This window comes from Microbacterium sp., from assembly GCF_031178525.1.
Taxonomy (GTDB): Bacteria; Actinomycetota; Actinomycetes; order Actinomycetales; family Microbacteriaceae; genus Microbacterium.
The window spans coordinates 1-5,752 of sequence record NZ_JAPSJA010000156.1 but is presented as its reverse complement, the minus strand read 5'-3'; the positions used below and the strand labels follow the sequence as shown (position 1 = coordinate 5,752).

Genomic DNA, 5,752 nt, shown 5'->3' with positions numbered 1-5,752 from the left:
GACGCCCGTCGCCGCCAGGATCAGCACCGACAGCTCGCCCATCGTGTCCCAGCCGCGCAGGTCGACGAGTGCGACGTTCACGACGTTCTTGCCGTGCCCGATCTCGTACGCGAGCTCCTCCCAGCCGACCGAGACGGACGGATGGATGCGCGCGCCCGAGGCGATCACGACGATCACGGCCATCGTGATGCCGACCGCCGCGGCGAGCACGGCCCGCAGCACGGGGGCGGCCGTGCCGTTGTGGGCTCCCATGCGGGAGGGCAGGCGCCGCAGCACGAGGGCGAAGGCCACGAGCGTGACCGTCTCGACGAGCACCTGCGTGAGGGCGAGGTCGGGGGCGCCGATCACGGCGAACAGCGTGACCATGCCGAGCCCCGTGACGGCCGCGAGCACCACGCCCGTGTAGCGCTTGCGCGCGCGGACCGCGATCACACCGGCCGCGATCATGACGGGCGCGGCCGCGAGCTGGGCGGGGTCCTGCCACGCGTCGAGCTCCACGCGCCAACCCGGCGACGCGAGCAGCGCGACGCCCTCGCTCACGACGAGCACGACGAAGATCGTCGCCACGTAGATGGGCAGCGAGCCGCGCTGCGTGAGCGACGTCACGGCGACCGACAGCCGGTCGACGCCGCGCGTGACGGCGTAGTACGCGTCGGCCGCCGTGAAGCGCACGATGCGGCCGGTCACATCGAATCCGGTCGCGCGCGCGATCCACAGGATGATCGCACCGCCCGCGAGCGTGACGGCCGACAGCAGCAGGGCGGGTCCGAGGCCGTGCCACAGCGCGAGGTGGCTCTCGTGCGCGGCGACGGGCGCGATGCCCGCCGCCGTGTCGGCGTACGGTGCGAGCAGGGTGTCGAGGAGCGGGGCGACCAGGCCCCCCGCGAGCCCGAGCGCGGAGAGCACGAGCGGCACGCCGAGGAAGCCGATGGGCGGGTCGGGCCACTCGGTGCGGGTGCGCGCGGCGCCCTGCGCGTCGCGCTTGGTCCAGAACGCGCCCCACAGGAAGCGGGCACCGTACGCGACGGTAAGCATGGAGCCGGCGACGATGCCGACGAGCGCGACCACGCCCCATCCATCGCCCGCTCCGCCGGCCTCGAGGAACGCGGTCAGCGCCCCCTCCTTCGCCACGAAGCCCAGCGTCGGCGGCAGGCCCGCCATGGAGCCGATCGCGACGAAGGAGATGACCGCCATGACCGGCGCCTGCTTGCCGACGCCCGACAGCTCGTCGATGTCGCGCGTGGACAGCTGGCGGTCGATCACGCCGACCACGAGGAACAGCGTCGACTTGAACAGCGCGTGGGCCAGCACGAGCGCGAGACCGGCGAGCGCGGCGTCGCGCGTGCCGTACCCGATCACGACCGAGATGAACCCCAGCTGGCTCACCGTGCCGAACGCGAGGATGCGCTTCAGGTCGCTCTCGCGCAGCGCCTGCACCCCGCCGAGCAGCATCGTGAAGACTCCGAGGATCACGATCACCGGGCGCCAGGGATCCGACTCCGCGAACACCGGAGCGAAGCGGGCGAGCAGATAGATGCCGGCCTTCACCATCGCGGCGGCGTGCAGGTACGCGCTCACCGGGGTGGGCGCCGCCATCGCGCCGGGCAGCCAGAAATGGAACGGGAAGATCGCGGACTTGCTCAGCGCCCCGACGAGCAGCAGCACGAGCGCGACGTTCACGAGCGGCCCGCTGGGCGCGTGCTCCAGGATGTCGCTGAGGCTCGTGGTGTCGGCCGTGACGGCGAGGATCACCACGCCGATCAGCATCACGAGTCCGCCGAGGGTGGTGACGAGCAGCGCCTGCAGCGCCGCGCGCCGGCTTCCCGCGCGCAGGTGGTAGTGCCCGATCAGGAGGTACGACAGGATGCTCGTGATCTCCCAGAACATCACGAGCATCACGATGTCGTCCGTCAGCACGACGCCGTACATGGCGCCGGCGAACGCGAGCAGCACGCTCGAGAAGCGCCCGACGCCCTCGGTCTTGCCGCGGAAGTACCAGCGGCAGTACGTCATCACGAGCGCGCCGACGCCGCTGACGATGAGCGTCATGAGCCAGCCGAGCGTGTCCATCCGCATCGAGATCTCGATGCCGAGGGGGCGGATCCACTCGTACGTCGAGAAAGGGACGTCGCCCGCCAGCACGCGGCCGCTCATCCAGACGGCGTGCACGAACGCGGCGAGCGGGAACAGCGCCCCGACGTAGAAGACCCGCGCACCGAGCGGCTTCGCAAGCAGGATCAGCAGCAGGGATCCGGTGGCGAACGCAAGGAGGAGAGGCAGCATGCGCGTCTCCTCTGGCTCGTCGGGCGTAAGCGGCGGTCAGCAGGCGGAAGGGTGTCCGTCGAGTCTACCCGGGCACTTCCGCCCCCGGGTCCCGGCCCTCCCTCACGCGGGCCGCCCCCTCTCGCCCAAACCATATGGTTCGAACGAGACGACACGGCCTGACGCGCACGGGACCTGTGGTCTCGTTCAGACCATGTGGTTTGGCGATGCGAGGGCGGGCTCAGCCCCGGGCGACGGCCGCCGCGCGGGCGGCCGCGGGCAGCGCGTCGACGATGCGCCCCAGGGCCTCGTCGTCGTGCGCGGCGGTGAGGAACCAGGCCTCGAACACGCTGGGCGGCAGCGCCACGCCGGCGTCGAGCATCGCGTGGAAGAACGGGCGGTATCGGAACGCCTCCTGCGCCTTCGCCGCCGGGTAGTCGCGCGGCGCCTCGGCCGCGAACACGGGGTTGAACAGGCTGCCTGCGCGCGAGATCGCGTGCTCGACGCCCTCGGCGGCGAGCGCTGCGGACACCTCGAGCGCGACACGGTCGGCGGCCGCGTCTACCGTTGCGTAGACCTCGGGCGTCGCGAGGCGCAGCGTCGCGATGCCCGCCGCGACGGAGAGCGGGTTCCCCGACAGCGTGCCGGCCTGGTAGACCGGCCCGACGGGTGCGAGCTGCTCCATGACCGCGGCCTTGCCGCCGAGCGCTGCGAGCGGCATGCCGCCGCCGATGACCTTGCCGAACGTGATGATGTCGGGCTCGTACGGCTCCCCCGCCTCGACCTGCAGCCCCCAGTATCCGGCGGGGCCCACGCGGAATCCGGTGAGCACCTCGTCGAGGATCAGCAGCGCGCCGTGCTCGTGGGCGATGGCCGCGAGGCCGGCGTTGTAGCCGTCCTGCGGGCGAACGACGCCCATGTTCGCGGGTGCGGCCTCCACGATGATCGCGGCGATCTGGTCGCCGCGCTCGGCGAAGATCGCCCGCACCGCGTCGAGGTCGCCGTAGGGGGCGACGAGCGTCTGCGCCGCGATCGGCGCCGGCACGCCGGCCGTGCCGGGAAGCGCGAGCGTGGCGAGACCGGATCCGGCCGCCGCCAGCAGTCCGTCCGAGTGCCCGTGGTAGTTGCCGTCGAACTTGATCAGCAGATCGCGGCCCGTGACTCCGCGGGCGAGCCGGATGGCCGTCATCGTCGCCTCCGTGCCTGTCGACACCAGGCGCACCTGCTCGACGGGCGCGAGTCCTCCGGCGGTCACGCGGCCCGCCACGAGATCCGCGAGCTCGACCTCGCCCTCGGTCGGCGCACCGAAGGACAGTCCGCGGGTGGCCGCATCGCGCACGGCGTCGACGACCTCGGGATGCGCATGACCGAGCAGCGCGGGCCCCCACGACGCGACGAGGTCGACGTACTCGCGGCCCGCCGCGTCGGTGACGTACGCGCCGCGCGCCGACTGCAGGAATCGCGGCGTGCCGCCGACGGATCCGTACGCCCGCACGGGCGAGTTCACGCCTCCCGGGATCACTTCGCGGGCGTGGGCGAACAGGTCCTCGTTGCGATCGCGCATGCATCCATTCTCTCGCGCGCCGCCTGTGCCCGCGCCGCGCGGGCGCCACCACGCCTCGCGGTCGGGTGCGTCAGGTCGTCGGGGCCGCCACTGCGCGAGACCTCACCGCCGGCGCGAGACGTCACCGTGCGGCGATGTCTCACGGCAGGTGTGAGGTCTTGCCGGGCGCAGGTGCGCGACGGCGCCTGAGGGCCTAGAGCTGCTCGCGCAGCCAGCCCGCGGCCTCGGCCGCCCAGTAGGTCAGGATCGCGTCGGCGCCGGCGCGGCGGATGCCCAGCAGCGACTCCAGGATGGCTCCGCGCCGGTCGATCCAGCCGTTCGCGCTCGCGGCCTCGATCATCGAGTACTCGCCGGACACCTGGTACGCCCACACCGGCACGTCGACCGAGGCGCGCACGTCCGCGAGCACGTCCAGGTACGGCAGCGCGGGCTTGACCATGACGATGTCCGCGCCCTCCTCGACATCGAGCAGGGCCTCCTTCACGCCCTCGCGGCCGTTGCCGGGGTCCAACTGGTAGGTGCGGCGGTCGCCCTTCAGCTGCGAGTCGACGGCCTCGCGGAAGGGGCCGTAGAACGCGCCGGCGTACTTCGCCGAGTAGGCCATGATCAGCGTGTCCGTGAATCCCTCGGCGTCCAGCGCGTCGCGCACGGCGGCGACCTGGCCGTCCATCATGCCGGACAGGCCGAGCAGCGTCGATCCGGCCCTCGCCTGCGCCACGCCCATCGCGGCGTACCGCTCCAGGGTCGCGTCGTTGTCGACCGCGCCGTCCGCGCGGAGCACGCCGCAGTGCCCGTGGTCGGTGAACTCGTCCAGGCAGAGATCCGTCTGCACGACGAGAGCGTCGCCCACCTCCGCCGCGACGGCCTCCGTCGCGACGTTCAGGATGCCGCGCGGGTCGTCCGCGCCGGAGCCGGTCGCGTCGCGCCTCGCGGGCACGCCGAACAGCATGACGCCGCCGACGCCCGCCTCCGCCGCCGCCGTTGCGGCGCGGCGCAGCGAGTCGAGCGTGTGCTGCTGCACTCCCGGCATGGAGGAGATGTCCGCGGGCTCGGAGATGCCCTCGCGCACGAACATCGGCAGCACGAGCTGCGACGGCACGAGGTGGGTCTCGCGCACCAGCCTGCGCACGGCGGGCGACTGACGCAGCCGACGCGGACGGTGGGTGGGGAAGCTCATCGAGACGACTCCTGGCGGTTGTCGGTGACGGTCTCGATCACCCCGGTCGGCGCGGGGTCGACGCGGATGGATCCGGTCGCGACGGGCCCGGTCGCCGGGATCGCGAGCGCCTCGGGCGACGGCTCGGGCACCGGCATGCTCTCGAGCGCCGCGATCAGCGAGTCGATGTTCTGCTCCGGCGCGATGAGCTGGATCGGAAGACCGATCTGCTCGGCGTCATATGCCGTGCGCGGCCCGATCGCCGCGATGACCGTGCGATCCGCGATGTGCGGGAACTGCTCGCGCACCTGCTCGGCGACCGACCCGGACGTCACGAGAATCGCGTTGATCCGGCCCGTCACCACATCGCGGATGACCGTGTCCTTCGCCGGGACGCCCACCGTGCGGTACGCGACGACGCTGCGCACGTCATGTCCCGCGTCGATCAGCATCTCGGTGAGCACGGGCTTGGCGATCTCGCTGCGCAGCGTGAGGATGCGCCGCGGCTCGGGTTCGAGGCCGTTCATCTGGCGCGCCATCCCGGCGGCCGAGTTGTCGCTCTCGGGGACGAGGTCGACGCGATAGCCGACCGCGCTCAGCGCGGCCGCGGTGGTCTCGCCGACGGCCGCGACCTTCGTCGCCTCGGGGATCTTGGCGTCGTACGCGTAGAGCACGTCGACCGTCGTGGCGCTCGTCACGGTGACCCAGTCGAAGCGTCCGGCCGCCAGGTCCGCGAGCGCCGCCTCGAGCGTCGCCGAGTCGTCCGTCGG

4 protein-coding genes are annotated in these 5,752 nt (G+C 72.5%); all 4 read right to left on the bottom strand.

Translation table 11 applies throughout. The features are described 5' to 3' along the window. The coding region (gene mbhE / locus RIF89_RS10175; RefSeq protein ID WP_309068999.1) for a hydrogen gas-evolving membrane-bound hydrogenase subunit E at positions 1 to 2,283 on the bottom strand (2,283 nt) is incomplete at its 3' end. Between the two features lie 220 nt (positions 2,284 to 2,503). Further along, on the bottom strand, positions 2,504 to 3,826 hold the full coding sequence (hemL, locus tag RIF89_RS10170; protein WP_309068998.1) for a glutamate-1-semialdehyde 2,1-aminomutase: 1,323 nt from the start codon (positions 3,824 to 3,826) through the stop codon (positions 2,504 to 2,506). Between the two features lie 193 nt (positions 3,827 to 4,019). Then, complete coding sequence (gene hemB, locus RIF89_RS10165) at positions 4,020 to 5,003, bottom strand: porphobilinogen synthase (RefSeq protein ID WP_309068997.1); 984 nt, start codon at positions 5,001 to 5,003, stop codon at positions 4,020 to 4,022. Continuing rightward, positions 5,000 to 5,752, bottom strand: a 753-nt coding sequence (locus RIF89_RS10160; RefSeq protein WP_309068996.1) for a uroporphyrinogen-III synthase, incomplete at its 5' end; no start/stop codon positions are given. The genes hemB and RIF89_RS10160, both read right to left, overlap by 4 nt.